At 40.1% G+C, this 24,382-nt stretch carries 28 protein-coding genes; 20 read left to right on the top strand and 8 right to left on the bottom strand.

What is annotated here, in order from left to right; translation table 11 throughout:
• Positions 1 to 229 precede the first annotated feature (229 nt).
• Genes greA through rfaE1 form a run of 9 tightly spaced genes read left to right on the top strand, consistent with a single transcriptional unit; the run spans position 230 to position 7,185 of the window.
• The gene (greA, locus tag G6Q06_RS07370) at positions 230 to 715 is read left to right on the top strand and encodes a transcription elongation factor GreA (protein WP_163566201.1); all 486 of its coding nucleotides are present in this window, start codon (positions 230 to 232) and stop codon (positions 713 to 715) included.
• Positions 708 to 1,139, top strand: a complete 432-nt coding sequence (dut, locus tag G6Q06_RS07365) for a dUTP diphosphatase (protein ID WP_163566200.1) — start codon at positions 708 to 710, stop codon at positions 1,137 to 1,139. Before greA ends, dut begins: the two co-directional genes overlap by 8 nt.
• The gene (locus tag G6Q06_RS07360) at positions 1,139 to 1,756 is read left to right on the top strand and encodes a hypothetical protein (protein ID WP_163566199.1); all 618 of its coding nucleotides are present in this window, start codon (positions 1,139 to 1,141) and stop codon (positions 1,754 to 1,756) included. Before dut ends, G6Q06_RS07360 begins: the two co-directional genes overlap by 1 nt.
• On the top strand, positions 1,753 to 2,961 hold the full coding sequence (locus G6Q06_RS07355) for a hypothetical protein (RefSeq protein ID WP_163566198.1): 1,209 nt from the start codon (positions 1,753 to 1,755) through the stop codon (positions 2,959 to 2,961). The genes G6Q06_RS07360 and G6Q06_RS07355 overlap by 4 nt, the downstream gene beginning before the upstream one ends.
• Complete coding sequence (locus G6Q06_RS07350) at positions 2,958 to 3,578, top strand: type III pantothenate kinase (RefSeq protein WP_163566197.1); 621 nt, start codon at positions 2,958 to 2,960, stop codon at positions 3,576 to 3,578. Before G6Q06_RS07355 ends, G6Q06_RS07350 begins: the two co-directional genes overlap by 4 nt.
• 6 nt (positions 3,579 to 3,584) lie before the next feature.
• Positions 3,585 to 4,277 (top strand): sulfite exporter TauE/SafE family protein, encoded by a 693-nt coding sequence (locus G6Q06_RS07345; RefSeq protein WP_163566196.1) that lies wholly within the window; start codon positions 3,585 to 3,587, stop codon positions 4,275 to 4,277.
• Positions 4,274 to 4,801 (top strand): D-glycero-beta-D-manno-heptose 1,7-bisphosphate 7-phosphatase, encoded by a 528-nt coding sequence (gene gmhB, locus G6Q06_RS07340; RefSeq protein ID WP_163566195.1) that lies wholly within the window; start codon positions 4,274 to 4,276, stop codon positions 4,799 to 4,801. The genes G6Q06_RS07345 and gmhB overlap by 4 nt, the downstream gene beginning before the upstream one ends.
• Before the next feature lies 1 nt (position 4,802).
• Positions 4,803 to 5,768 (top strand): ADP-glyceromanno-heptose 6-epimerase, encoded by a 966-nt coding sequence (gene rfaD / locus G6Q06_RS07335; protein WP_163566194.1) that lies wholly within the window; start codon positions 4,803 to 4,805, stop codon positions 5,766 to 5,768.
• A complete protein-coding gene (gene rfaE1 / locus G6Q06_RS07330; protein WP_163566193.1) occupies positions 5,761 to 7,185 on the top strand; it encodes a D-glycero-beta-D-manno-heptose-7-phosphate kinase in 1,425 nt (474 codons plus the stop codon). The genes rfaD and rfaE1 overlap by 8 nt, the downstream gene beginning before the upstream one ends.
• A gap of 229 nt (positions 7,186 to 7,414) precedes the next feature.
• Here the strand turns inward: rfaE1 and G6Q06_RS07325 are convergent, their stop codons facing one another.
• From G6Q06_RS07325 to G6Q06_RS07300, 6 genes are read right to left on the bottom strand one after another with little or no spacing between them, the layout of a single operon-like run.
• Positions 7,415 to 7,867 (bottom strand): peroxiredoxin, encoded by a 453-nt coding sequence (locus tag G6Q06_RS07325; protein WP_205436000.1) that lies wholly within the window; start codon positions 7,865 to 7,867, stop codon positions 7,415 to 7,417.
• Between the two features lie 8 nt (positions 7,868 to 7,875).
• The gene (locus tag G6Q06_RS07320) at positions 7,876 to 8,520 is read right to left on the bottom strand and encodes a LutC/YkgG family protein (RefSeq protein WP_163534044.1); all 645 of its coding nucleotides are present in this window, start codon (positions 8,518 to 8,520) and stop codon (positions 7,876 to 7,878) included.
• Positions 8,513 to 9,958 (bottom strand): LutB/LldF family L-lactate oxidation iron-sulfur protein, encoded by a 1,446-nt coding sequence (locus G6Q06_RS07315; RefSeq protein WP_163534043.1) that lies wholly within the window; start codon positions 9,956 to 9,958, stop codon positions 8,513 to 8,515. Before G6Q06_RS07315 ends, G6Q06_RS07320 begins: the two co-directional genes overlap by 8 nt.
• A complete protein-coding gene (locus tag G6Q06_RS07310; protein WP_163534042.1) occupies positions 9,955 to 10,692 on the bottom strand; it encodes a (Fe-S)-binding protein in 738 nt (245 codons plus the stop codon). Before G6Q06_RS07310 ends, G6Q06_RS07315 begins: the two co-directional genes overlap by 4 nt.
• Positions 10,693 to 10,743: 51 nt before the next feature.
• Positions 10,744 to 11,853, bottom strand: coding sequence for a DNA type IV secretion system protein ComB10 (locus tag G6Q06_RS07305; protein ID WP_205435999.1), 1,110 nt, complete (start codon positions 11,851 to 11,853; stop codon positions 10,744 to 10,746).
• Positions 11,850 to 12,791 carry a TrbG/VirB9 family P-type conjugative transfer protein gene (locus tag G6Q06_RS07300; protein ID WP_163566192.1) on the bottom strand — a complete coding sequence of 314 codons (942 nt, stop codon included), beginning with the start codon at positions 12,789 to 12,791 and terminating at the stop codon, positions 11,850 to 11,852. Before G6Q06_RS07300 ends, G6Q06_RS07305 begins: the two co-directional genes overlap by 4 nt.
• Before the next feature lie 91 nt (positions 12,792 to 12,882).
• On the opposite strand from G6Q06_RS07300, the gene G6Q06_RS07295 reads away from it, so the two are divergent.
• The 11 genes from G6Q06_RS07295 (at position 12,883) to hemC (ending at position 21,625) form a co-directional block, all read left to right on the top strand.
• Entirely contained in the window at positions 12,883 to 13,920 is a 1,038-nt protein-coding gene (locus G6Q06_RS07295; protein WP_163534923.1) for a flagellar basal body P-ring protein FlgI, read from the top strand.
• Positions 13,917 to 14,228 (top strand): hypothetical protein, encoded by a 312-nt coding sequence (locus tag G6Q06_RS07290; RefSeq protein WP_163534039.1) that lies wholly within the window; start codon positions 13,917 to 13,919, stop codon positions 14,226 to 14,228. Before G6Q06_RS07295 ends, G6Q06_RS07290 begins: the two co-directional genes overlap by 4 nt.
• 50 nt (positions 14,229 to 14,278) lie before the next feature.
• The gene (locus G6Q06_RS07285) at positions 14,279 to 15,271 is read left to right on the top strand and encodes a sensor histidine kinase (protein ID WP_240329346.1); all 993 of its coding nucleotides are present in this window, start codon (positions 14,279 to 14,281) and stop codon (positions 15,269 to 15,271) included.
• Between the two features lie 73 nt (positions 15,272 to 15,344).
• Complete coding sequence (locus G6Q06_RS07280) at positions 15,345 to 15,785, top strand: Dps family protein (protein WP_163566190.1); 441 nt, start codon at positions 15,345 to 15,347, stop codon at positions 15,783 to 15,785.
• On the top strand, positions 15,785 to 16,060 hold the full coding sequence (locus G6Q06_RS07275) for a DUF2018 family protein (protein WP_163566189.1): 276 nt from the start codon (positions 15,785 to 15,787) through the stop codon (positions 16,058 to 16,060). The genes G6Q06_RS07280 and G6Q06_RS07275 overlap by 1 nt, the downstream gene beginning before the upstream one ends.
• Positions 16,053 to 16,436 (top strand): hypothetical protein, encoded by a 384-nt coding sequence (locus G6Q06_RS07270; RefSeq protein WP_163566188.1) that lies wholly within the window; start codon positions 16,053 to 16,055, stop codon positions 16,434 to 16,436. The genes G6Q06_RS07275 and G6Q06_RS07270 overlap by 8 nt, the downstream gene beginning before the upstream one ends.
• A complete protein-coding gene (locus G6Q06_RS07265; RefSeq protein WP_163566187.1) occupies positions 16,421 to 17,326 on the top strand; it encodes a polyprenyl synthetase family protein in 906 nt (301 codons plus the stop codon). Before G6Q06_RS07270 ends, G6Q06_RS07265 begins: the two co-directional genes overlap by 16 nt.
• Before the next feature lie 11 nt (positions 17,327 to 17,337).
• Positions 17,338 to 18,636, top strand: coding sequence for a glutamyl-tRNA reductase (gene hemA, locus G6Q06_RS07260; protein ID WP_163566186.1), 1,299 nt, complete (start codon positions 17,338 to 17,340; stop codon positions 18,634 to 18,636).
• The gene (locus G6Q06_RS07255; RefSeq protein WP_163566185.1) at positions 18,636 to 20,366 is read left to right on the top strand and encodes a proline--tRNA ligase; all 1,731 of its coding nucleotides are present in this window, start codon (positions 18,636 to 18,638) and stop codon (positions 20,364 to 20,366) included. Before hemA ends, G6Q06_RS07255 begins: the two co-directional genes overlap by 1 nt.
• Entirely contained in the window at positions 20,367 to 20,720 is a 354-nt protein-coding gene (locus G6Q06_RS07250; protein WP_163566184.1) for an FxsA family protein, read from the top strand.
• Positions 20,717 to 21,625 carry a hydroxymethylbilane synthase gene (gene hemC, locus G6Q06_RS07245; protein ID WP_163566183.1) on the top strand — a complete coding sequence of 303 codons (909 nt, stop codon included), beginning with the start codon at positions 20,717 to 20,719 and terminating at the stop codon, positions 21,623 to 21,625. The genes G6Q06_RS07250 and hemC overlap by 4 nt, the downstream gene beginning before the upstream one ends.
• Positions 21,626 to 21,655: 30 nt before the next feature.
• Here the strand turns inward: hemC and G6Q06_RS07240 are convergent, their stop codons facing one another.
• Entirely contained in the window at positions 21,656 to 22,978 is a 1,323-nt protein-coding gene (locus tag G6Q06_RS07240) for a glycosyltransferase family 4 protein (protein WP_163566182.1), read from the bottom strand.
• Positions 22,979 to 22,987: 9 nt separating this feature from the next.
• Positions 22,988 to 24,124 (bottom strand): aldo/keto reductase, encoded by a 1,137-nt coding sequence (locus G6Q06_RS07235; protein WP_163566181.1) that lies wholly within the window; start codon positions 24,122 to 24,124, stop codon positions 22,988 to 22,990.
• Between the last annotated feature and the right edge of the window lie 258 nt (positions 24,125 to 24,382).

Genomic DNA, 24,382 nt, shown 5'->3' with positions numbered 1-24,382 from the left:
TATAAAATACCCTTGCATGTAGTGCGAAACTGCGCCTTAGTGTTGATCTCTAAAGTCTTAATGTGATGCCTTTGTAACTTGAATCATTAAAAATCAAATTTTGTGGGGCTATTATTGGTATCTTTGGCTTAGAATAGGATTAATACAAGCAAATACCCAGTTTATGCGTTTTAATAGCCCTTTAACCATGCTTTTTATATAATGCCCCTCTCATTACAAGGAGTAAAAAATGAAAGAACCCATGAGCGCATATGGTTATGAAAAAATATGCGTTGAATTAAAACGGCTCAAAGAAATAGAAAGACCGGAGATTGTTAAAGAAATTGATCGAGCCAGAGAACATGGCGATTTAAAAGAAAATGCTGAATACCACGCGGCTAAGGAAAAACAGGCTTTTATTGAAGCGCGAATCAATGATTTAAGCCGTATTTTAGCTAATGCTCAGGTGATCGATCCTTCAACTTTAAGCCATCAAAAAGTGAGTTTTGGGAGCACGGTTAGGATTTTGGATTTAAATAATGATAAAGAGTTTAGCTACACCATTGTAGGCAGTATGGAGAGCGATCCAAGCCGGGGGCTTATTTCTTTTGGATCGCCGGTTGCTAAAAGTTTAATGGGTAAGTCTAAGGGCGATGAGGTAACGGTACTTCTACCTTCTGGTGAAAGCGAGTTTGAAATCCTAGACATTTGCTATAAAGATATTGTTTATGGTTAAGCTTTTACTAAAAAAGCTACACCCACAGGCTAATTTACCGGCTTATCAAAGTTTAGGGGCTAGCGGGTTTGATTTGCATGCCTTAGAAGATTTAATAATTGCACCCAAAAGCGTAGGGTTAGTTAAAACCGGTCTAGCCATTGAATTAGAAGAGGGTTATGAGATACAGGTGCGATCGCGCAGTGGTTTGGCTCTTAAGCACCAAATCATTGTGCTTAATTCTCCGGGCACCGTTGATAGCGATTATCGGGGCGAATTGCAGGTTATTTTAATGAATTTATCTAACACGCCTTTTTATATCCACCAAGGCGATCGCATTGCACAGGGCGTGCTTTGTCAAGTCATGCGCGCAGATTTTAAAGAGGTAGAAGAATTAGATCAGACAAAGCGGGGCACTCAAGGCTTTGGGAGTAGCGGGGTTTAATGGCCATTAAAGAGGATTTAAAACAGATTCAAGAGGAATTTAAGAGTGATGAAAAACTCTTAGAGGGCGCTTTTAAGCTAGAGCGGTTTTATAAGCAGTATAAATATGTGTTATGGGCTATCTTAGCTTTTTTAATTTTGTGGTTTGGGTATACAAAGTTTTTAGACATGCAAAAAGAGAGTCGGATTAAAAAAATCACCGCTGTTTACAATGAGGTTTTACAAAACCCCCAAAATGTGGCGGTGCTAGCGCGCTTAAAAACTATCGCACCCAAGCTCCACGATCTTTATCTCTACGCTAAAGCGTTAAAAAATCAAGATAAAAAAACCCTAGAAAATTTGAAACAATCTACTAGCCCTTTGGTCCAAACTCTGGCTAGTTATTATTATGCCTCTTATACACAGGATTTAAAAACGCTACAAACGCTTAACTTGCCCGGTTTAGGCGATTTTATCGCAATCCAAAAAGCCTATTTACTCCAAAATAAACCAGATTCAGCTAAACAAATCCAACAAATTTTAGTCACGATCCCCCCCACATCTAGTTTATACCAAATGGCCATTTTAATGAGACATTACCCCGCTACCGGTAAACAACCCATTAAAGGCCATCCATGAGGAGTTTAAAGCTACTCATCGCGGTAGTTTTGGCCTTGCTCTGTTTGGGGTGTAATGATCGCAAAAACTTCAAGCCACCTAGATCTAAAATCAGGGGTGATATTAGTTTTAAATACCAACTCAAAGACCCCATTATTTTTACTAACCGCTATGGGGCTATTTTGAATAATGGGGGCGTGATTGATTTACAGGGTCTAACCCAGCTAAAGTTAAGCAAACACACGGATAAAGAAATCTCTTTTCTTAACCAAAGCCAAGATTATTATATCCTCGCTCAGGATTGTTGGCGTAGCCATAAACAAAATGGTAAAAAAGTCAAAAAGCGCAAGAAAAACGCCACGCTTACAGATCAACAAGCAGAGGCAGAGATCATGGGCAATCTTGAGGGGAGTGATCAAAATGTGGTTTTAAACGATCACTGCCATCATATTGAATTAGTTAGTACCGCTATTAATGCCAAACCCTCTATCATTATCCCTTTAGAAACCTATCCGTTAAGCGCGAGTATCAAAGGCAATAGCTTAGCTGTGGTGATGGCGGATAATTCGGCTAATATTTATGACATCACGACTAAAAAGTTAATTTTTAATGAAAAGGGTACTTCTAGTCCGGCGATTAATTCTTTAGTGGCTGCTCCGGTGTTTTTAGATACGGTGGTGGTCTTTCCGATGTTAGATGGCCGTTTACTTGTCGTAGATGTGAGTCAAAAAGAACCAACCATTGTGCGCAATATTGTGCTCAATAGCGAGAAATTCTTTAACAATGTTACTTATTTAAAGGTGGATGGAGAAAACATGTTTGCTGCTACAGGCAAGCGTTTAGTCTCTGTGATCTCAGGGCAAGAATTTAATTTTGATACAGATATTGTAGATGTACTTTATAAAAACCACCACCTTTATGTGCTCACTCTTGATGGGCGGATATTAGAAATGGATCAAACCCTTAACGATCAGAGCATGGGGGTTGTTAAATTACCCTTTGCTATGTTTGCTACTTTAGTTGTAACAGATAAAAGGCTTTATACCTTAGAAAAGCGGGGCTATTTAGTAGAGGTGGATTTGGATCATTTTGATGATTACCGCGTTTATAGACTCAAAGGCGCTTCTAAGGATTGGGGCGGGAAATTAAATAAGATGAGTTTTTATAGTACCGATAAAATCTATTACGATCGCTACTACCTTGATTTAAGCCATGATCACCCATGATTTTATGTGATATTGGCAACACCTACCTACATTTTTATAATGGTTCTAAGGTATGGAAAAGCCGTGTAGAACAGCTACAAACTATTTTTACAGATACGCTTTACTACATTAGTGTCAATACAGCACACACACAAGCCCTTTTAAAAGTTTGCCCCCATGCTCAAGATTTAGCCCCCTTTCTTGTTTTAAAAAGCAAATATGAGGGTTTAGGGGTGGATAGAAAGGCGGCATGTTTAGGATTACAAACTAAAAGCGCTGTAGTCATAGATGCTGGAAGTGCTATTAGTGTAGATGTGATGGATTCTGGCATGCACTTAGGCGGTGTTTTATTGCCCGGATTAAAGGCCTATTACAAAGCTTATAGCCAGATTTCTAAGGCCCTTAATTATCCAATCAATGCGCGCGTTAATTTAAATACTCTGCCTCAAAGCACCCAAGAAGCTTTAAGCTATGGTGCGCTTAAATCTGTGTTGTTATTGCTTAAAGACCTCATTGGGGATCAAAAGGCCTATTTTACCGGTGGTGATGGAAAATTTTTAGCCACTTTTTTTAAACAAGGCATTTACCACGAATTGCTAGTTTTTAAGGGCATGCAAAGTGTTATCTCCAGGATTTAAAGTTAAATGGAATTTTTCTATCTCTTTTTAAACGCCTCTTTAATGTCTCTTGGCCATTGTGTGGGTATGTGCGGAGGGATTGTACTAGCTTATTGTCAGAGTAAGTTTACAAAGAACACCCCTTTAAAATCACAAATTCTAGGGCATGGACTTTATAGTCTGGGGCGTATTAGTACTTATATTAGTGTGGGGTTATTGGCTTTTGTAGGTTTTAGAGGGCTTTTAGAATTGGCTAGCCGTATTTGGCATCTTAACCGCATGCATTTACAAGCCTTTGTTTTCATTGTAGTAGGTGTGCTTTTAATAATTCTTGCTTTAGGGTATGTGTTTAAGTTTAAAATAGCAAAAGGGTTGATTTTTACGCGTTATTTTAAAAATCTTTTAAGCACCCCCCAGCTCTCTAGCTTTTATATACTAGGTCTTTTAAATGGCTTATTACCCTGTTCTATGGTTTATTATTTTGCACTCAACGCTCTAGCCCAGCCTAATATAGAGCGCGCATTTTTTGTACTCTTGCTTTTAGGTTTGGCTACCTTTGCTCCTATGTTTATCTTTGGGCTAGTTTTTGGTAGATTCTTAAGTTCTGAGCTTAGGGCGTTATTTCTTAAAATTGCTTTTTTAATGATGCTAGGGTTTGGGGGGTATAATATTTATATGGGTGTGCAAATGCTAACAACTACTCCAGCAGGGCATGCATGAAAGCCTTATTTTTAGATCGCGATGGAGTGATTAATGTTGATCATGGTTATGTCCACACCCCTAATCAATTTGAATTCATGCCCGGAATTTTTGAACTTTTAAAACATGCCAAACAAAAGGGCTATTTACTCTTGCTAGTTACTAACCAATCAGGGATTGGGCGCGGGTATTATAGTCAGCAGGATTTTTATCATTTAAGTAGCTATATGCAAACTAAGTTACAAGAAGTCTTAGGCTTTAGCTTAGATCGCATCTATTTTTGCCCCCACGCCCCAGAAGAACAATGTCTATGCCGCAAACCAAAACTAGGCATGTTAGAACAAGCCCTTAAAGATTTTAGGCTAGATTTAAAACAAAGTATCATGCTAGGGGATAAATATAGCGATATGCAATTTTCAATTAGCGCAGGCATCGGTACTAGTTTATGGCTACAAGCCTCTAAAGAATTTGAGTACGCAGGGTTTTTTAATATAAAAACTCTAAAAGAAGCACAAGATTTTTTAACCCCACTTAATAAGGATTAACATGCCCAATATTTCACACACTTTAGAAAACAAAACCATTGTGATTACAGGAGGAGCGGGTTTTATTGGGAGTAATTTAGCCCTGTATTTCCAAAAACACCACCCTAAAGCCCGCGTTATTGTGTTAGACAAATTTAGAGACTCTAATTTGAGCAGTTTGGGGCATTTTAAAAACCTCATCGGATTTGAAGGGGAAATCATCACCGCAGACATCACGCAAGATTTAAGCGCATTAGAAGAAATAAATTTTAATTATCTCTTCCACCTAGCTGCTATTTCAGATACCACCTACCTTAACCAAGAATTAGTCATGCAAACTAACCACCAAGCCTTTTTAAAACTCCTTAAAATTGCACAGAATAAAGGAGCACGCGTAATTTATGCCTCCTCAGCTGCTGTCTATGGCAATACTGATGCACCCAACCGCGTAGGTTTAAACGAAGTGCCTGAAAATGTTTATGGTTTTTCTAAATTGTGCATGGATAGAAGTGCTCTAGCATTTGAAGCTTCAATGCCTATTGTGGGTTTGCGCTATTTTAATGTCTATGGTCCGGGGGAATTTTATAAAGGTAGAACTGCTTCTATGATTTTACAACTAGGTTTGCAGGTCTTGCAAAACAAAGAAGTTAAGCTTTTTGAGTTTGGAGAACAACAACGCGATTTTGTCTATATTGAAGATGTGATTCAGGCTAATATAAAAGCTATGCTAGCAAGCAAAAGCGGGGTTTATAATGTAGGTTATGGGGTGAGCCATAGCTACAATACAATTATAGAAATTTTACAACAAGAATTAGGCGATTTTAAGACCACCTACATTAAAAACCCTTATCCTTTTTTCCAAAACCACACCTGTGCAGATATTCAAAGCACTCATAAAGACCTAGATTACACTCCAAATTATGATCTAGCAAGTGGCATTAAAGCCTACTTGCCCACCATTAAAAAACTAGCTAAAACCAATGCTTAGCGCATTTTTAAACCACTCTAAAAAATCTGTGCGCGTGTTGGTGGTAGGCGATATTATAGTTGATCATTATATCTGGGGGAATAGTGAGCGGCTCTCTCCTGAAGCCCCCGTGCAAGTAGTAGAGGTGATAGAAGAGACTTATCGCTTAGGCGGGGCGGCTAATGTGGTTAATAATTTAGTGGCTTTAGGAGCACAAGTAGATTTATGCGGGGTAGTAGGCGCTGATGGGGCTAAAGATCGTTTATTTAATATCTTGCAAGATTTAGGTGTTGGAGTGGATGGGATTTTAATAGATTCTACACGCCCCACTTGCTTAAAAAGCCGTGTAATGGTTGGTAAACAACAAGTTTTGCGCATCGATCATGAAAAAAACACGCCCATTAGTTCTAATTTGCGCGCCTCTTTACTAGAAATAGCCAATACCTTCTTACAAAATATAGATGTACTTGTTCTTTCAGACTACTTAAAAGGCGTATTAGATCAAAGTTTATGCCAAGCACTCATCATGCGTGCTAAAGAGCAAGATAAGATCATTCTTTGCGATCCTAAGGGTAAGGATTATTCTAAATATGCCCATGCTCACTCACTAACCCCCAATAAGAAAGAAGCCCAAATCGCTACGGGATTAGATATTACAGATGATACTAGTTTACTTAAAGCTCTAACTATTCTTAAAGACGGCTACCACATCACTACCCCGCTTATTACTTTAAGTGAGCAGGGCATGGCATTTTTAGATCAAGATAATCTAGTTAAAATCCCCACCATTGCCAAAGAAGTTTATGATGTAAGCGGGGCTGGAGATAGTGTGATTGCTGCGCTCGCTTTTTGTTTAGGTTTAGGCCTAGATTTTGGACAAGCTTGTACTTTTGCTAATGCTGTTGCTGCGGTAGTGGTGAGTAAGGTTGGGAGCGCGTGTTCTAGTTATGGCGAGGCGCTAGAGTTTTTACGACAACACTATCAAGGGCAAAAAATTTTAGATAAACACACACTCCAAGCAATCTTAAGTTCTAGCACTAAACGGGTTGTTTTCACAAATGGTTGTTTTGATGTGTTGCACAGAGGGCATGTATATTATTTGCAAGAGGCTAAAAAGCTAGGCGATATTTTGGTTGTCGGGCTTAATAGCGATTCTTCTGTAACAGCTTTAAAGGGCAATAAGCGCCCCATTTATCACCAAGAAGATCGTGCTTTTATTTTAGCCAGCTTAGAATGTGTGGATTTTGTGGTGATCTTTGAAGAACAAACACCCTTAGAGCTAATTAAAATCCTTAAACCTCAAATTTTAGTCAAAGGTGCGGATTATCAAGATAAAGAGATTGTGGGCAGCCATTTAGTAGAACGAGTGGTTTTAATAGATTTTGTAAAGGGGTGTTCTACAACAAATACCCTCCAAAAAATACAAGAGCTTTTATAAGCATTGCCTCATAACACACAACAAGGCATTAGAACTTGATACACTCCCCGCTTAAATGTTTTAATCTAACTTAGTTAAGCTTATAGGCTTGCGGTGCGACTGAGTTTGGGTTTAACGCGCCTAAATGCTAAAAATACTTAGGCTTATTTGGCCGCTGCAAGTTTAGCCCTAATAGAAATTTTACAAAATTTAGGATACCCAGCCTACTAAGCGGGTTATCAAAGTTTAATTAAAGTAAATCCAATACCTTTTGGGCATGCCCTTTGGCTTTTACATAATAAAATGCATGTTTAATTATCCCCTCTGGATCAATCACAAAAGTGGAGCGAATCACGCCTTCAATCCCCTTACGCATGCTTTTAATACCATAAGCCCCATAAGCCTTTAACACTTCTAAACTAGGATCGCTTAATAATTCAATACTTAGTTTTTCTGATTCTATAAAATGGCAATGGCTTTGCACCCCATCCGGACTTATCCCTAAAATAACCGCTCCCTTAGCCTCAAATTCTGCCTTGAGTCTGCTAAAATCCTGCGCTTCTACTGTACAACCTGGGGTGTTATCTTTAGGGTAAAAATAAAGCACCACCCACTTGCCTAAAAAGTCTTTTAAACTCACACTTTCATGGTTAGCGTTATACAAGCTAAAAGAGGGGGCGGGGGTATTGATTTGTAATCGCATGTTTTTCCTTAGTATAAGATCACATGCACTTCCATAGGTCCATGCACACCAAAGACGGTTTTAAGTTCAATATCAGCTGTACGGCTAGGCCCGCCGATAAAAAGCATATTGGTAGGCAACCGCCCCTCTTTTTGAGCCTTTAAAACCCCTATCCCCTGATCTAAATCCTTAACAATCTGGCTTTTTTCTAGCAAAATAACACATTTAAGGGTGATCAAAGAAATAAGACGAGGAGAGGCAACAGAGGAGACCACCCCCACCATTCCCAAATTAGCAACCCCACAGCTAGCTTTTAAAATAGCCGTGTCTATACTAAAAATTTCCTCTCTAAATTCCTCTACTGGTTTATTGTAAGGAATTTTTTCATAGAGATTTTCCGGATCAATTTGTTCTAAAGTGCAGGGTAAATCCAGTGCGCATAAAACCTTTTGGCTTGCAAAATCTTTTAAGGCCTCTTTTATAGCGGTGGCTAAATTCTCAGGGTTAGAATCTGTAAGTTTAGCGCGGTTAAGCTCTTGGAAGTATTTATACTCCTCTAACAAATCCTCTTTGGCATCTAAAAGAATGTTTTCAAAGGGCATGTCTGTGTGTGTTATGCTGTGTCTTTTTAACGCCCCAGTTATGCGCTCAAAAACCACCTGTTTACTACTCATAAATCACCCCTTCTAAAGCTTTAACTTGGGCGTGTAAATTTGCATGCACAATAGGCATCTCGCGGTGTTTCAGCCAGTTTTTAAGCACGGGTGTATAATGGCCAAACCATTTTCCAAGTGGGGCAAACCATCCGGCCATTTTTAAAGAGATCCGCCATAAATCCCCACTACAAGCCATTTTCGCAAAGAATTTCATGCCTAATTCTTCAAGTTTACTATGTTTGGTGCTTTGATAACCAAGCACCACACCCCGCCCCTCATGGCTTTTTTCAGCCCGCAAATCCCTAATAAGCTCAGGCAAAGGGATTTTCACCGGGCACACCTCCCCACAGCGCCCACACAGACTACAAAGATTAGCAATATGGCTATAGGTGTCTAAACCAAAAAGTTGGGGGGTGATGACTACGCCAATGGGTCCGGGATAGGTGGCTAAATACGCATGCCCGCCGATTTTATCATAAACTGGGCAGTGATTTAAACAGGTCCCACAACGGATACAACTTAGCGCTTTGTAATACTTTTCATCAGCTAGAATATTAGAGCGGTTATGATCAAGTAAAATAATATGCGCCTCTTTTGGGCCATCTAATTCGCCCTCTTGTCTGGGGCCTGTGATGATATTTTGATAGCAGGTTACAGAAACCCCCACCGCACTAGGACAAAGTAAATTATTTAAAGTTACCGCATCCTCAAAGCTCTCTACCATTTTTTCAATCCCACAAATTGCCACATGGATATCACAGGCTGTGGTACACATGCGCCCATTGCCCTCGTTTTCAACCAGCCAAATAGCCCCCTCATTGGCAATCGCAAAATTCACGCCAGAAATCCCCATTTTAAAGCCCTCAAATTCCTCGCGCATGTGCTCTCTGGCAATCCCGTTTAGCTTTTCTGGTTCACTCTCTAAAGGCGCGCCTAATTTCTCTTGGAAAATTTGCCCCACTTGGTAGCGGTTTTTATGAATAGCTGGGGCTACGATGTGTACCGGGTGCTCATCAATAAGCTGGATAATAAGCTCGCCTAAATCGGTTTCTTTAGAGACAATGCCTCTTTCATGCATATACCGATTCAGCTCGATCTCCTCGCTAGCCATAGATTTGCCCTTTAAAATCTTGCTAACCCCTTTTTGTTTAGCAAGGTTATAAATAATCTCATTGGCATCTTTGGCGGTGCTAGCATAGTGCACGATAAAGCCATTTTGAGTGGCTTTTTCCTCAAAGGTTTGTACATAGTGATCTAACTTAGCTAGTACTTTAAGCTTAGCATTTTGCCCAATTTGGCGCAGGTGTTCCCATTGTGGATAACGATTAGCTAATAAATTCTTGCGGTTATGAATAAGAGTATCCATAGCCGATCGTAAATTGGTGCGCAGTTGCGTATCAGCTAGATTTTCAGAAATGATTTTTTCATAGGCTTGATCATTATGTGCTTCTGTCATGTTAAATCTCCAATCCCCACTCTTTGGGCTAAAAAGTCATAAAAGTGCATGGTTTTTGTGCGGGCTTGCATTTTAGCCATCGCCCCGCTAATATTAAGCAAACAACCTGCATCGGCTGAGAGAATATAATCTACTTGACGGCTTTCAATGTCCTTAATTTTCTCCTGCACCATCGCATAAGAAATCTCTGGCTCTTTTACCGCAAAAGTCCCCCCAAACCCACAGCACTCCTCCTCACGCTCTAATTCTACTAACTCTACATTTTCTAACTGGGAGATGATTTTTTTAGCACTCCCAATTACTTTAGAAACCCGCAGGGCATGGCAATTTGAGTGCCAAGTAACTTTAATGGGCGCGCCCACATCTTTATAGTGAATATCTAGTTTTTTATCCAGAAATTCTGAAAGCTCAAAGACCCTAGAGGAAAAGTTTTTAACCGCCTCATAATCCTTATGCCCTTCAAAGAGTTCAAGATAATCATGGGCCATCATGCCCACACATGACCCGCTAGGCACAATAACCGGGTAATCCTCTTTAAACAGCCCCACATTGTGCAAGATAATCTCACGACTTTGATCGTAGTAGCCTGAGTTATAGCTAGGTTGCCCACAACAAGTTTGATCCTTTTTAAAGATCACCTCCACCCCTTCTTTTTGCAAAAGTTTAATGCAATTAATCGCCGTTTTACTAAAAACAGCTCCCCCTAAACAGGTTGCAAAAAAATACACCTTCATAAGTTTCCTTTGCGCTCTCTATAAAAACATCAGCCAATTATTATAGCTTAACTAAGGCAACGGATGGGTAAAAAACTGCGCTAATATCTCGCCTTCTTTAGGCACGGGAAAGAAAATATCTAAATTAGGCGCGATAAAAACTCTACTCCCCTCTCTAATGATAATAATAGGCTTAAGGTTGCTTTTATCTCTTAGAATCTGGGCTATAATTTGGTTTAATCCCATGCCTGTTTGGCGCGTCATTTGCATTAAAAGATAATCGCCAAAGAAATTATTTTTACCTGTTTTATTAGCAATAGCTGAGGTAAGCGCGATGAGTAGGCCATTAGAAATAGTAGAGACTAAAAGAGGCATGCCATAGCGCTGGAAATTATGCGTGATCATCTCACCTACTAATCCGCTATAGCCTTTAACATCTGCGCCTTTGGCGTTGGTGAGCATGATATTAACCCCCTGAGGTGTGAGGATACGCGTCCACACAATATCAAGGCGGTATTCGCCTATTTTATTATTATTGTTGTAATAGCCTATCACTTTAGAGCCTTTGGGGATTAAAATAGCCCTGCCCATGTTAGCAAATACATCGCTTTCTACCTGTGCAATAACCTTACCGCCTAACTGGGAGCTAATGGGCGTGATCAGAAAGGCTGGGATCATTTTATCAGCGGTGATAGTGCGCAAAAGCCTATTTTCATGGGTGGCAACATCTTTGGCCTTGAGATTTTCAAAATGATCAACTCCATAATCTAGTACTGAAATGGGTTCTTGTTCTTTAGGTTCATCTTGAGAAATTTCAAAGGCTTTAATACGAGAGGCTAGTATATCTTGCGTGCTATCTATTTGTGGCTCTTGTGGGGGCGTGGGGGTTATTTTAGGCGGTGGCTTTTGTGATGCTTGTTTGAGCTGTGCTTTTAGGGCTGTAATTTGCTTGGCATTTTCTTGTAATATGTGCTCTAGGCGTTTGTAATCCTCTGAATCTTTAGGATCTTCTTTTTGCTGTTGTTTGGGCACAAATAAATAATCAGAAAGCGGATAGTTAGACTCTTCTACTTCTAAAACGGCTTCCGGTTGTTCATGTTTTTTATGCCACCAAAGAGAAGAGGCCATGATCACTACACCCACACCAAATCCAATCATCAACTTTTTAAAAAGAGAATTCATGGGCGGATACGGCGGATACAGGCATGGAGTTTGCCCTCTCTAAGAGTCCATTTATTGGCAATATCCTCAGCGATGAGATAATCCCCCACAATGCGGGTATTAATGGGGTTATCATACCCATCTACAACTTTATAAGCTACAGGAAATTTTACCTGAGAGGCTTTGCGATCAAATTTAAAGTAGGTAAAGTGAGCGTCGTTAAAAATATCTAAGGGTTTGATTAGTTTGGCCGTATCAATTCTACACAGCCACAGACAAAACCAAGCCCTTTTTCTATTCCCTAAAACTTTATAATTCCTCTTAATTTGGGTTTTATCAATCCACATGGCATTGCTCACATCACCAATTTTAAGATAACGCGTAGAATCAGGTGTGTTCTTTTTACTCTCTAAAATATTGTTCTTTAAAACCTCTTTTTCTTCAAATTTAGCTAGGGGTTGATCTGGGCTAGATTGAAAAAAATGTTTATTAGAAATATAGACATTTAAAACAGGGTGTTTAGGGCTTGTAAAGGTGGTTGAAAAGATATAAAAAGTATAAATTTTACCACTCTTACCCACCACGCTTAAGTTAGAATCAATGCCAATTTGTAGGGGCTTAATAAGCAAAACATTGCTATTTTGGTGGCGCTCATAGCCTAGCATTTTAGTACTAAAACCTACACTATCGCCCAAAATCACTTCTCTAATAGGTTCGCTAAAAACCAAAGTGGTGATCATCGCATAGCGCAGGCGCAATTTAGGGGTTTGGCCTAAGCGATAATCTATAAATAAGGTGTTGTCTAGATCACCTCGCTCTCTTTTAAAAAAACTACCTTGAATGGCATGCAGATCTTGCATGGAGTAAATGGGAGGTTCTTCTTCCTCTTCTGGCTGAGTAGTAGAATCAGCCACTAATAAACACTCTAAGAAAAGCAAAAGCCAAACCCTTAAACACATCTAACACCAACTTCTCTAAATCAGGCATTATAACAAACTTTGCTGTGTAACGACTTGCAATATTTTTAAGATATTTGGGTAGAATCTAGGCATGCAAGTGTACAAACTTAGCTTTTTATTTTTATCTCTGTTGTGGGTTTTGCATGCAGAGAAAATTGAAGATGTGGCCAATATCGTAGGGGTGCGCGATAACCAGTTGGTGGGCTATGGGCTTGTCATTGGTTTAAATGGCACGGGGGATAAATCTGGCTCTAAATTTACCATGCAATCTATTGCAAACATGCTAGAAAGCGTTAATGTCAAGGTTTCCCCTGATGATATTAAATCTAAAAATGTAGCCGCTGTGATGATCACGGCTACTTTGCCCTCTTTTGCTAGACAGGGGGATAAAATTGATGTACAAATTTCTTCTATTGGCGATGCAAAGTCTATCGATCACGGGGTTTTAGTGATGACGCCACTAAGTGCCATTGATGGCAATATTTATGCGATCGCGCAGGGTAGTGTAAGTTTAGGCAATTCCTCTAATTTGCTTTCAGGTACTATTGTTAATGGCGCAACAATTGAGCGCGAAGTAGTCTATGATTTGACACGCCAAAACAACATGACTTTAAGCCTTAAAGAGCCTAATTTTAAAAATGCGGTGAAAATCCAAGAGACTTTAAATCAAGCCTTTAAAGAACCCGTAGCTTTGGCTATCGATCCTAAGACGATTAAATTAAAAAAGCCTGCTAAGCTGACAATGGTGGAGTTTTTAGCCTTGATTCAAGAAATTAACATTGATTACACCCAGCAAAATAAAATCATCATTGATGAAAAATCTGGCACGGTGGTAGCGGGGGTGGATATTGTGGTACACCCCGTAGTGGTTACAAGCGGAGATGTTACGATTAAAATTACAAAAGAACCTCTTGAACCTAAAAAAGGCAAGGCTAAAAAGGATATTGAAAAACTTGATGCCACAACTTCTTTTGATACAAAAGAGAATGTTTTAAGCGCACCTAAGGCTACAGTAGCAAGTGTGGTTAAGGCTTTACAAAAAATCGGGGTGAATGCTAAGGGCATTGTTTCTATTTTAGAGGCAATGAAAAAAAGCGGGGCCATCAGCGCAGAAATGGAGGTCATATGATTAAAAATAACCTAGATATTTACAACCAATATTTAGCCAATAAGCTAGATGCCAAGAAGTTAAAAAGCACAAAAAACGACGATCAACAACTTAGAGCACAAACCGATGCCTTTGAATCCTTGCTTTTAAAGTTTATGTTAGATACCGCGCTTAAATTAGATAATCCACTCTATCCAAAGCAACCCGGAAGCGAGATTTATCAGTCTATGTATAAAGAATCGCTTTCTAACCAACTTAGCGGGCATTTTGGCTATAGCGAATTGCTCTTTAACTTTCTTAAAGATCAAGAGGCACAGAGAAAAGGGTGAGTAAAAAGAACACTTTAGAATTTGAATCAGGGGAGGGATTAGATCAAAAAATCCTAGATGGGATTGAAATACAAGATCGCCAAGAGCTTTTACGCCTGCTTAATGAGTTTATTTTGCAAAGTTATAAGGTTGAGAAAGAATTTAAAGATTATAAAGCGCTTTATGAGTGGGTGATTGAGATTTTACCCCAAGCTATTTGGGTACTTAATGAAAATAAAAGCTTCTTTTATAAAAACAGCAAGGCTATAGAAAGCCAAGAAGTGTTTGAAAAGGCAAGATCTGTAGGGTTTAATAGCGAGATTGAACATGGAGGTAAGAATTATCTCTTTCAGAATAATAAAATTCAGGGCAAGGAAATCATCACCGCTACAGACATCACCAAACAAAAGCGCCAAGAGCGACTCATCTCTATGGGCAAAATTTCAGCCCATTTAGCCCATGAAATCCGAAACCCCGTAGGCTCTATTTCTCTACTCACCTCTGTTTTACTCAAAAAAGTAGAGGAAAAAACTAAGCCTATTGTTTTTGAGTTACAGCGATCGCTGTGGCGAGTGGAGCGCATCATTAAGGCGACTTTGCTTTTTTCTAAGGGTGTGCAGGCTAATAAAATCCCCCAAAGCCTTTCCTTACTAGAAGATGAAATCAAAGAAGCGCTTAACCAGTATAGCTATACTAAAGACATCACCCTTAAAACCCAGATCACACCCCTCATTGTCTCTTATGATTTAAGTTTACTCAGTATTGCCCTGCAAAATTTCCTTTATAACGCTATAGATGCCATTGAAGAGGGCAGCGCCGAAGAGGGGCATGTGGAAGTGGTGGCGTTTGAGGAGGGGGAGTGGGTGGTTTTTCATATTAAAGATGATGGTAAGGAAGTTGTAGATAAAGAGTTGCTCTTTGAACCCTTTGAAACCACCAAGTTAAAGGGCAATGGGCTAGGTTTAGCGCTTTCTTTGCAGGTGGTAGAAGCACACGGGGGGCAAATCACACTTTTAGACACCCCTACAAAAACCTTTGAAATCCGCATCCTCAAGGATGTATAAAAGTTTGTATTAATCATTTTAGGCTAGAATTCCCCAGCTGGCTAGAATCAGTGAAATTAAAAAAAGGGAATAGATGAAAGCAAAAACAGTTGACTTACTCAAACAACTTCAGGCCGATAGCCTTGTTTTATTCGTAAAACTCCACAACTTCCATTGGAATGTAAAGGGCTCTGATTTTTTCCCCGTGCATAAATTCACCCAAGAAGTGTATGAGGGATTTGCAGACATGTTTGATGATTTAGCCGAAAGGGTAGTTCAGCTAGGCCATGTACCTGTGGTTACTTTATCAGAAGCCCTAGAGCTAGCCCATGTCAAGGAAGAGAGTAAACACCACTTCCACTCTAAAGAAGTTTTTGAGGCTATTTTGAAAGATTATGAACATTTAGAGGAACATTTTAAAGAACTCTCTGAAGTAGCAGACCATGCAAAAGACGCCGTAACTACAGCTTATGCTGATGAACAGCTGGCTAAATTACAAAAATCTATCTGGATGCTTAAGGCGAGTTTGGCTTAATGGATGATTTAGAAGTCTTTGAGGGCGATCCATTAGAAAAATGGGCGGAGGTGATCGTGCATGCGAGTTTTAAGCGCTCTTTTGAGGAATTGGACAAACTTTTAGAGACGCGCGCGCTATGCGAACTTTTGCTTGAAGAAGAGGGGCTTTTAGAAAAATTTAACGCCCTTTGTCAGCAAAACCGCCTTGATTCTGCTTTGCAAGATCGCATACACGCCCGCAAGGTAGATTTAGCTATTGATTCTATGGCGCGCATTTTAAGCGGGCATGAGTAGGCTTTTGCTCGTGTTGTGTTGTACTCCTTTGCTTTTTTGTAAATCCCTTGATCAGCTCATCACCCTTAAAAAAGATCAAACTTTTAGCGGGACTTTGCAGCTACAAAAATTTAAAAAACCTTTATCTGTGCGCTGGACGCTCTACAAAGATAAGGGGTTAGTGGTGCATTTGCATTTTAACCAATTCCCCTATCAGTTTATTTTATATAAAGATTTCCAGCGCAACAGCTTTAGAAAAGAGATTTTTAAGCAACTGCATAGCACAGATAAAACTCCGCTTTTTTTTCTCATCACCTTTAAAAATTTTGATAGCAAAGAGGAAAGCGCTACTTTGCATGTACGCGCCTCTAAAAAGCTTTTATGGCTTCCAAATTAATTTCGGCCATTCAGGCCAGAATACAAACCTTTTTAGAGGAGGTTAAAAGCCCACAGGTTTTAAAGATGGTACAAAATCTAGGGCAGGGTAAGATGTTAAGAAGCCAACTTATTTTAGCTATCTGTTCTGATCACCCCCAGATTGTGGACTTTTGCGCCATTATAGAGATGATTCAAAGTGCTTCTTTACTCCATGATGATGTGATCGATCACGCCCAAACTAGGCGAGGCAACCCCTCGCTTAACGCCACTTTTGGAAACACCAATGCGATCATGTTAGGCGATGTGTTTTACTCTAAGGCTTTTTGCCAATTGGCTAATTTTAGTAAAGAAATAGTACAACTCATAGCCCAAAGTGTGGTAGAGCTCTCGCGCGGAGAAATTAAAGATGTACAGGGTTGTTTAGCCTTTAATCCGGATAAAACACTCTATTTAGACACTATAGAGGATAAAAGCGCTTCTTTAATTGCGGCTAGTAGCTGTGGGGCTGCGCTTTTGCAGGGTTTAAAGCCCTCTAAGTATAGGGATTTTGGGCGGCATTTTGGAATGGCTTTTCAAATAGTAGATGATTTGCTAGATATTACCCAGTCTCAAGAGGTTCTAGGCAAACCTGCTTTGAGTGATTTTAAAGAGGGTAAAAGTACTCTGCCCTATATTCTTTTATACCAAAAACTCAATCTAGCCGATCAGAAAAAATTAGCCTCCTATTTTAAAGTAGAGAGTGAGGAGGTACAAGAGTGGTGTTTGGAGAAATTTAAAGAATTTGGCATTGCTCAAGAGGTTTTAAAAGAGGCAAGGGGTTATGTTGACTTGGCGCTAGAGGCCATTAGTGGCGAGGGTAATGTGGCTTTAGAGCGCATGGCTAATACTATTTTAGAGAGAACATTTTAGGGAGGCTTTTTGTGAATAGCGGGTATGTGGTTGTGAGTTTCACCCATCAAAATCTCCCCGTTGAGTTGCGCGAGCAGCTTGCCTTTTCAGAAAAAAGTCTTTTAGAATTTCTAAGCGCGCTTAAACAGCATAGCGCTATGCAAGAGATCATGGCCCTTGCGACTTGTAACCGCATGGAATTTTATATTTTTGGGGCTTTAGAGAGTGTGCCTGTGATCTTAGAATCTCTTGCCCGCGCTAAAAATATGCCCCTTACTTTGTTACAAGAAAAAAGCGTTGTACACGCCCATAATCAGGCAATCCACCATACCTTTTCTGTGGTGAGTAGTTTAGAGAGCATGGTGGTGGGTGAAACCCAAATCACTGGACAATTTAAAAGCGCGTATAAAACATGTTTAGAGGCTAAGCTTTGTGGCAAACATTTAAGTAGGCTAGCTCACTTTGCTTTTAAATGCGCAGCTAGCGTGCGCAACACCACCGCTATTTCGGCTCAGGTGGTTTCTATTGCCTCTATGGCTGTTAAGCAGGCTTTAGAAGTCTTAGAGAGTGAAAAACTGCCTAAAAAAGCTTTAGTAGTGGGTGTAGGGGAGATGGGGCAACTGGTGTGTAAACATCTACTTTCTAAGGGCTTTGAAGTGGCGCTGTGCAACCGCAGTCTTGAAAATGCTCGCACTTTTGCCCAAACACTTGGATCAGAAAATTTAGAAGTACACGGGCTAGAAAATCTCAACACGCTTTTAAATGTTTGCCCTTTTGTTTTCAGTGCTACAAGGTCTAAAACCCCCTTGATCACGCCTAATATGCTAGAGTCTACAGCCTTTCGGCGCTTTTGGTTTGATTTAGCCGTGCCAAGAGACATAGAAGATCCAAAAGATACACAGATTTGGCTTTATAGCATAGATGATTTAAAGGGCGTGATTGCTAAACATCTAGAGGAGCGCGAACAGGATAGAAGAAAAGCCTACGGGATTGTGGGCGCTTATACAATGAAGTTTTTAGAATGGCTACAAACCTTAGAACTTGATCCACTCATTAAGGGGCTTAGAGAGCTGGCTAAAGAAGCTGCTTTAAAGGAGCTTAACAAAGCGCTTAAAAAGGGCTATATCCCACAAGAGCAGGGTGAGAGCGTGGCTAAGATTTTACACAATGCCTTTAACACCTTTTTACACCACCCCACAGCCGTTTTAAAGAAAAACGCCCACAAAGAGGAGGGAGATATGCTTAGCGAATGCCTTAAAAACCTCTTTAATTTAGGAGGCGAAAACATGTTTTTAAACGCCTATCACTGCGAATATAGCAAAGGACTTTAATGCGCTACTCTACTCTCTTTGCCCCCTCTCTTAAAGAGCCCCCCAAAGACGCGGTTTTAAAAAGCCACCAGTTTTTGATTCAGGCCGGTTTTATCAAACAAATAGGCAGTGGCATTTATAGCTTTCTACCCTTAGGGCAAAAGGTGCTTTCTAAGATTAAAAACATCATTAAAGAGGAGATGGATAAACATGGCGCGCAGGAGTGCATGTTTAATTTTATCACGCCGGCAAGTTTATGGGAGCAGAGCAAAAGGCTACATAAATACGGGCAGGAGTTATTAGTTTTTAAAGATCGCAAAAGTTACCCCTTTGTACTAGGTCCTACCCATGAGGAAGTGGCGGTGGAAGTGGTGAAGGGTTTTGTGCAAAGTTATAAGCAATTACCCCTACATCTTTACCAGATTCATACCAAATTTAGAGATGAGATTCGCCCCCGTTTTGGCTTGATGCGCGCGCGTGAATTCATTATGAAAGATAGCTATAGTTTCCATGTGAGTACGCAGGATTTAGAGCGCGAATTTGAGGCAATGGAGCAGGTGTATAGCAGAATTTTTACACGGCTAGGTTTAGATTTTAGGGTTGTACAGGCTGATAGCGGGGCTATTGGGGGCAATAAAAGTAAAGAGTTTGTGGTACTAGCAGAGTGTGGGGAGGATAGTATTATTGCTTGTACAAATTGCTCGTATGCAGCCAATATTGAGATAGCTAGGCGTGCTAAACGCTGTGAGCCAGACAATGTCCCTAAGGCCTCTTTTGCTAAATTCCCTACCCCAAACACCCCCACTATAGAAACCTTAAGCGCCTTTTTTAAAGTAGATCCTTTTTTTACAATTAAGGCCATTGCTAAGCAGGTTTTATTTGAGGATCGCGCTACACAAATTGTCTTTTTCTTTCTAAGAGGAGATGATTTTTTAGAGGAGACGAAAGCTTTAAACGCCATTAATCGCCTCTGTACTCAGCGGGCTTTAAGTTTAGAGGAGCTAAGCGCTAAAACTTTAGAGCAAGCAGGCTTATTCCCCGGCTACATGGGACCCTATGGGCTTAAACATATTTTACCGGATGCTTTAGTGATCTTTGATTGTGATTTAGAGGAGGCTAATAGCTTAATTTGTGGGGCTAATGAAAAAGAAATGCACTTTGTGGGCGTGGATTTGGCCACCTTTGAAGGCTTAAACTATCAAGATATTGCCGCTGTAAGAGAACAGGATTTATGTCCAAAATGTCAGGGAAACTTAGAACAACATAAAAGTATAGAAGTGGGGCATATTTTCCAGCTAGGAAATACCTATGCTAAAAATTTAGGGGCTAGCTTTTTAAATACAGAGGGGGAAGCGGCCTTTTTTGAAATGGGCTGTTATGGGATTGGGGTGAGCCGTTTACTTCCCGCAATTTTAGAACAAAAAAGCGATTCAAAGGGCTGTGTGTGGAGTTTAGAGAGCGCGCCTTTTGAGGTAGTGCTGGTGGTGGCTAATAGTAAAGATACAGAATTAGTAGCCCTAGCGCAAACTCTGTATCAAGAATTACTAGAGGCGGGTGTAGATGTACTTTTAGACGATCGCAACCTGCGCTTTGGGGCTAAAATGATAGATTTTGAGCGTATCGGCAGCTCTTATGCCCTTATTGTAGGTAAAGAGGCCAAAGTAGGCCATTTAGAACTCATCAAACGCGAGGGACTGAGCAAGCAAATAGTAAAGCGCACACAACTTATAGACATTTTAAAGGCGCGCTAAATGCCTTTTATCTTTATTGTGGGCTTGTTTTATATTGTCATAGAGTTCTTGTTGGTGCTAAGTGTTATCCAGCATTTAGGCTTATTTATCTTTTTGCTAGAGGTGGCTATTAGCGGGTTTATAGGGGGGGTCTTGCTTTTTAAAAATCCCTTTGAAGATCTAAAAAATATCAGGAATATCTCTTTTGCTGAGGACTTTGTTTTACGCAGTTTTGGCGGGCTTTTATTGCTTTTACCCGGGGTACTTTGTGATATTTTTGGAGTCATTTTAATTTTAATAGCCTCCATACGCCCCCAAAGAAGAAATCAAGAGGAGGGGGTTATTGATGTGGAAGTGTTGGATAAAGAGAAATGAAACCTCTAATTATTGGGAGTCGTGGGAGTGCTTTAGCTTTGTGGCAAGCGCGCTATATCCAAACTCAGCTAGAAAGTTTAGGGCTTTTAAGTGTTATTGAGGTGGTTAAGACTAAGGGGGATAAAATCTTAGATGTACCTTTAGCCAAAATTGGAGGCAAGGGGCTTTTTACTAAAGAACTTGAAGAGTTGTTGCTGAGTAAAGATATAGATTTAGCGGTACATTCGCTTAAAGATGTACCCGTAGAGTTTGTAGAACCTTTGGATTTAGCTTGTATAAGTGCGCGTGCAGATGCTAGGGATTGTTTTTTAAGTTTTAAACACTCAAGTTTTAAGGATTTGCCACAAGAGGCCAAAGTGGGCACGACTTCTTTACGGCGTTCTATGCAACTTAAAAGAAAACGCCCCGATCTAGATACTTTAAGTTTACGGGGCAATGTGCAAACCCGTTTAAAACGGCTAGAGGCAGGGGAATTTGATGGCATTGTACTAGCCTGTGCGGGGGTGGAGCGTTTAGGGATTAAAGTACCCTATCAGATTCCCTTTGAGCTTGAGGAAATGATTCCTTGTATGGGGCAGGGGGCTTTGGGGGTAGAAATGTGCACTAATCACCCCTTATTTAATACAATAGCCGGTCTTAATGATTCTACTAGCGCGTTTCTTTGCGGTGTGGAGCGCTTATTTGTTAAAAAACTGGGGGGCGGGTGTCAAGTCCCCATTGGCGTGCACGCTTCTTTAAAAGGAGATCAACTAGAAATATACGCGGTTGTGGGGCTTGTTGATGGGAGTTGGGTTATTAAAGAAAAGATTCAAGGATTAGCAAAACAGGCTAATACACTTCTTGAATCTCTACTAGATAGATTTTTAGCTCAAGGCGCTCAAGAAATTCTAGCCCAAACGCTTTAGGATGTGCCATATGCTTTTTACCAAAGATTTTTAGCTTACCAAAGCCTCTAACTTTTTAGCGATTTTCTCGTAGGTGTATTCTTGGATGATGCCATGTAATCTTTGTGTTATCTTGTTGTAATAGTCTGGATTACCTAAGAGTGCATTGATCTTCTCTGCCATTTGTTCTGGAGTATTAACAACAAGTTCTGCACATAAATCTTTAACATTACCCACATCAGTACAAATAAAGGGGATACCAAATTGCATGCTCTCTAAAATGACCATGGGAAAGCATTCATAGGAAGCTTGAGTGCCATGCAAAAATAGCGTTGCTTGTTGCAAAATAGCTAACACCTGTGATCGTTTGATCCTGTGAAAAAAATACACTTCCTTAAACCCATATTCTAAATCAAGCTGTTTTTTAAGTTCTTTTAACTCTTCTAAAAAATTATCCCTATTTAAAGAACCTATAAAGATTAGAGGAATTTTAGCCTGACTTAAATAGTAAGCTCTAAGTACAAAATCCTGCCCTTTCTCTTTATAGTAGTTAGACACATTAAGTACATAGGGTTTTAAAAGAAGGTCTGCTAGTTGTTCTGTTGTTCTGTTGTTCTGTTGTTCTGTTGTTCTGTTGTTCTGTTGTTCTGTTGTTCTGTTGTTCTGTTGTTCTGTTAGGGCGCTTGTAATGGTTTTAGGTGGACAAATGTCTTTTTCAAATACGCCATTTGGCAGAATATCTATATAAGAACAATAGGGTTTAAGATAATTGTAGGCATGGCTGTTTTTATGTAAAAAATAAACACAATCATAGTGTTTAAGAGATTTTTTAAGTTTATATCGTAGCCAAGCAATGTAGTATTTTTGTTTGTAGCGCTTAGGGCTAAAAATAAAACGCCTAATGCTATCTTTAAGTTTCTCTTTATCCCCTAATGCCCACCCATGCATAAGGCTATACTCCCCATGGCTTCTTAATATTTTCTTTTTGGCTAGGCAAGAAGGGAGGTAGTCATAAATAAAATCTGTATTCCATGTCAAAATAGCTGAATTGATGAGCAAATCGCATTTAAAATTTTGCACAAAATTTTGATATTCTTCAGTCTCACCTTCCCATTCTCCCCAATTTTTACAAGAAATCTTAAACTCTAATACAAATAAATTAGGTGCAATTTCTACTATCTCTTTAGATAAGTTGCCACTAGAGATAGAACTTAATTTCCCTTCTCTAGTAATTTTTGTCTCCCCATACATGCCTGTTGTGATCACATATACTAAATGCCCTGCCTTAGCAAGTGCTAAGCTAAGCCCATAATCTGCGCTGGCTAAACCTGTTTGTAAGGGGTAATATTGTTCAGTGGTAAAAAGAATAGTCATGAAAATCTCCTAATGTTTAGGCGCGGCTTCTACACCTGAAAGGGCTTGTACAAAATCCGGTAGCCGCTTGCCCTGAATCTTTATAGAATCAAGGGCTTGTGTGAGTTCTTGCATCTCTGAGGCGCTCAGTTTCACATTTAAAGAGGCGGTGTTTTGGAGCATATGATCTTTGTTTGTGGTGCCGGGGATAGGCACAATGTAGGGTTTTTTAGCCAAAAGCCAACTAAGGGCAATTTGAGCGGGCGTGGCGTTTTTTCTTTGAGCCCAAGTTTTGAGTAAGGCAACAAGTTTTAAATTATGGGCTATATTTTCCGGATTAAAGCGGGTTTCTGTGGCGCGAAAATCCCCAGAGGCAAAACGGGTTTTAGAATCAATCCAGCCAGTTAAAAACTGCACCCCCAAAGGACTCCAGGCAACAAAGCCAATCCCTAATTCCTCACATAAAGGCAAAATATGCTCTTCAGGCCCGCGCCACAGCATAGAATATTCACATTGCACCGCACTCACAGGCAAAGCCGCATGCGCGCGCCTTAGAGTTTGCAAACCCATTTCTGATAAACCCCAATGCAAAACCTTCCCCTGTTTGATCAAATCTGCAATCACGCCCGCCACATCCTCAATAGGCACTTGTGGGTCCACGCGGTGCTGGTAGAGCAGATCAATATAATCGGTACGCAGGCGCTTGAGCATATGGTGCACAGCCTGCTTAATATGCTCAGGTTTGCTATTAACCCCCGGAGATCGCTTGCCCGTTTGTGGATCTACATTAAAGCCAAATTTAGTTGCAATCACAATCTTTTTTCTAAAAGGAGCCACAGCCTCGCCTAAAATTTTTTCAGACTCCAAAGGGCCATAAGCTTCCGCGGTGTCAAAAAAAGTAACCCCCGTCTCATAAGCCCGGCGGATAATAGCAACCATTTCCGGGCGGTAGGGAACAGAGGTATCGTATTTGCGAGGCATGTTTTGCACCCCAAGCCCAATAGCAGAAACCTGTAATTTTCCTAAGAAGCGCTTGTTAGTTGCGCTATGCTGTTTATTTTTAGAAACCTTGCTCTCAAGCATTCCTGAGGAAAGTAAAGAGAGACCTAGCGCCCCTTGAATGAGTAAAGAGCGCCGTTTTGGATTATGGGGTTGTTTTGCTGGCATAGCTATCCTTTTTAAAGTGCTTAAAACTTTTAATTCAGAAACCTAGAGCCTACACAAAATTAACTTAAAAAGTACAGGCGTGTATGCGCCTAAGATTTAAGCTAGAGTTTATTTTAATCCCATTACAACCACTTTTATTTTTTTATAAAGGATCACTATAAGAATTACGGGGCGTTACTTTTGAGGCTGAGCCACAATTTTATACCCGTTTAACCAAATCTTCTTTTGTTTACTTCAAAGGTAAACACGCTGGGGAGT

Source organism: Helicobacter suis (assembly GCF_902196135.1).
GTDB classification, from domain to species: domain Bacteria; phylum Campylobacterota; class Campylobacteria; order Campylobacterales; family Helicobacteraceae; genus Helicobacter; species Helicobacter suis_A.
This window is presented reverse-complemented; position numbering and strand designations above follow the sequence as displayed.

Bases quoted from the DNA above. Each gene is read 5' to 3' on its own strand.
- greA (WP_163566201.1), top strand. From the start codon at position 230: ATGAAAGAACCCATGAGCGCATATGGTTATGAAAAAATATGCGTTGAA.
- dut (WP_163566200.1), top strand. From the start codon at position 708: ATGGTTAAGCTTTTACTAAAAAAGCTACACCCACAGGCTAATTTACCG.
- G6Q06_RS07360 (WP_163566199.1), top strand. From the start codon at position 1,139: ATGGCCATTAAAGAGGATTTAAAACAGATTCAAGAGGAATTTAAGAGT.
- G6Q06_RS07355 (WP_163566198.1), top strand. From the start codon at position 1,753: ATGAGGAGTTTAAAGCTACTCATCGCGGTAGTTTTGGCCTTGCTCTGT.
- G6Q06_RS07350 (WP_163566197.1), top strand. From the start codon at position 2,958: ATGATTTTATGTGATATTGGCAACACCTACCTACATTTTTATAATGGT.
- G6Q06_RS07345 (WP_163566196.1), top strand. From the start codon at position 3,585: ATGGAATTTTTCTATCTCTTTTTAAACGCCTCTTTAATGTCTCTTGGC.
- gmhB (WP_163566195.1), top strand. From the start codon at position 4,274: ATGAAAGCCTTATTTTTAGATCGCGATGGAGTGATTAATGTTGATCAT.
- rfaD (WP_163566194.1), top strand. From the start codon at position 4,803: ATGCCCAATATTTCACACACTTTAGAAAACAAAACCATTGTGATTACA.
- rfaE1 (WP_163566193.1), top strand. From the start codon at position 5,761: ATGCTTAGCGCATTTTTAAACCACTCTAAAAAATCTGTGCGCGTGTTG.
- G6Q06_RS07325 (WP_205436000.1), bottom strand. From the start codon at position 7,867: ATGCGATTACAAATCAATACCCCCGCCCCCTCTTTTAGCTTGTATAAC.
- G6Q06_RS07320 (WP_163534044.1), bottom strand. From the start codon at position 8,520: ATGAGTAGTAAACAGGTGGTTTTTGAGCGCATAACTGGGGCGTTAAAA.
- G6Q06_RS07315 (WP_163534043.1), bottom strand. From the start codon at position 9,958: ATGACAGAAGCACATAATGATCAAGCCTATGAAAAAATCATTTCTGAA.
- G6Q06_RS07310 (WP_163534042.1), bottom strand. From the start codon at position 10,692: ATGAAGGTGTATTTTTTTGCAACCTGTTTAGGGGGAGCTGTTTTTAGT.
- G6Q06_RS07305 (WP_205435999.1), bottom strand. From the start codon at position 11,853: ATGAATTCTCTTTTTAAAAAGTTGATGATTGGATTTGGTGTGGGTGTA.
- G6Q06_RS07300 (WP_163566192.1), bottom strand. From the start codon at position 12,791: ATGTGTTTAAGGGTTTGGCTTTTGCTTTTCTTAGAGTGTTTATTAGTG.
- G6Q06_RS07295 (WP_163534923.1), top strand. From the start codon at position 12,883: ATGCAAGTGTACAAACTTAGCTTTTTATTTTTATCTCTGTTGTGGGTT.
- G6Q06_RS07290 (WP_163534039.1), top strand. From the start codon at position 13,917: ATGATTAAAAATAACCTAGATATTTACAACCAATATTTAGCCAATAAG.
- G6Q06_RS07280 (WP_163566190.1), top strand. From the start codon at position 15,345: ATGAAAGCAAAAACAGTTGACTTACTCAAACAACTTCAGGCCGATAGC.
- G6Q06_RS07275 (WP_163566189.1), top strand. From the start codon at position 15,785: ATGGATGATTTAGAAGTCTTTGAGGGCGATCCATTAGAAAAATGGGCG.
- G6Q06_RS07270 (WP_163566188.1), top strand. From the start codon at position 16,053: ATGAGTAGGCTTTTGCTCGTGTTGTGTTGTACTCCTTTGCTTTTTTGT.
- G6Q06_RS07265 (WP_163566187.1), top strand. From the start codon at position 16,421: ATGGCTTCCAAATTAATTTCGGCCATTCAGGCCAGAATACAAACCTTT.
- G6Q06_RS07255 (WP_163566185.1), top strand. From the start codon at position 18,636: ATGCGCTACTCTACTCTCTTTGCCCCCTCTCTTAAAGAGCCCCCCAAA.
- G6Q06_RS07250 (WP_163566184.1), top strand. From the start codon at position 20,367: ATGCCTTTTATCTTTATTGTGGGCTTGTTTTATATTGTCATAGAGTTC.
- hemC (WP_163566183.1), top strand. From the start codon at position 20,717: ATGAAACCTCTAATTATTGGGAGTCGTGGGAGTGCTTTAGCTTTGTGG.
- G6Q06_RS07240 (WP_163566182.1), bottom strand. From the start codon at position 22,978: ATGACTATTCTTTTTACCACTGAACAATATTACCCCTTACAAACAGGT.
- G6Q06_RS07235 (WP_163566181.1), bottom strand. From the start codon at position 24,124: ATGCCAGCAAAACAACCCCATAATCCAAAACGGCGCTCTTTACTCATT.